General features: G+C 68.8%; 1 protein-coding gene. It reads left to right on the forward strand.

Translation table 11 applies throughout. The features are described from left to right. A partial coding sequence (locus AC1DDG_RS21670) for an aldehyde dehydrogenase family protein (RefSeq protein ID WP_476877699.1) occupies window positions 1-929 on the forward strand: 929 nt, incomplete at both ends.

The following is a 929-nucleotide window of genomic DNA, read 5'->3' on the forward strand; positions in this document are numbered from 1 at the left end:
CCGCTCAACGGCCCCAACGCCCGCTTCGAAGTCGGCGCCTGCGCCGCCTGGCTGCGCGCCGCCGCCGGAACGCCGCTGGAGGCGGAAACCGTCGTGGACGACGGCGAAACCCGCGCCGAACTGCACTACCGGCCCATCGGCGTCGTCGGTGCCATCGGCCCGTGGAACTGGCCCATGATGATCACCATCTGGCAGATCGCCCCCGCCCTGCGGATGGGCAACGCCGTGGTGGTCAAACCGTCCGAATACACCCCGCTGTCCGTCCTGGCCCTGGCCAAGGTCCTCAACGAGGAACTCCCCGAAGGCCTCCTCACGGTCGTCTCCGGCGGCCGCGACGTCGGTGCCCGCCTGGCCGAACACCCCGCCATCGGCAAAGTCATGTTCACCGGCTCCACCGCCACCGGCAAGGCAATCATCAAATCCTCCGCCGACACCGTCAAGCGCCTCACCCTGGAACTTGGCGGCAACGACGCCGGCATCGTCCTCCCCGATGCCGACCCCCAGGCCATCGCAGAGGGCCTGTTCTGGGGCGCCTTCATCAACACCGGCCAGACCTGCGCGGCCCTCAAGCGCCTCTACGTCCACGACGACATCTACGACGCCGTCTGCGAGGCCCTCACTGCCGTCGCCGCCGCCATGCCCATGGGCGTGGGGCTGGACGAGAACAACGTCCTGGGCCCGCTGCAGAACAAGCAGCAGTTCGACATCGTGGCAGGGCTCGTTGAAGCCGCCAGGGATTCCGGCGCGCGCGTGCTGCTCGGCGGCAACCCGGCCATGGATCAGCCGGGCTACTTCTACCCCACCACGCTGGTCGCCGACATCGACAACGACAACCCCCTCGTGGCCGAGGAACAGTTCGGCCCGGCCCTGCCCATCATCCGCTACAGCACCGTGGACGAGGCCGTCGCCAAAGCGAACGGACTCGACGT

The sequence above is a fragment of the Arthrobacter sp. 10L430 genome (genome assembly GCF_056395245.1).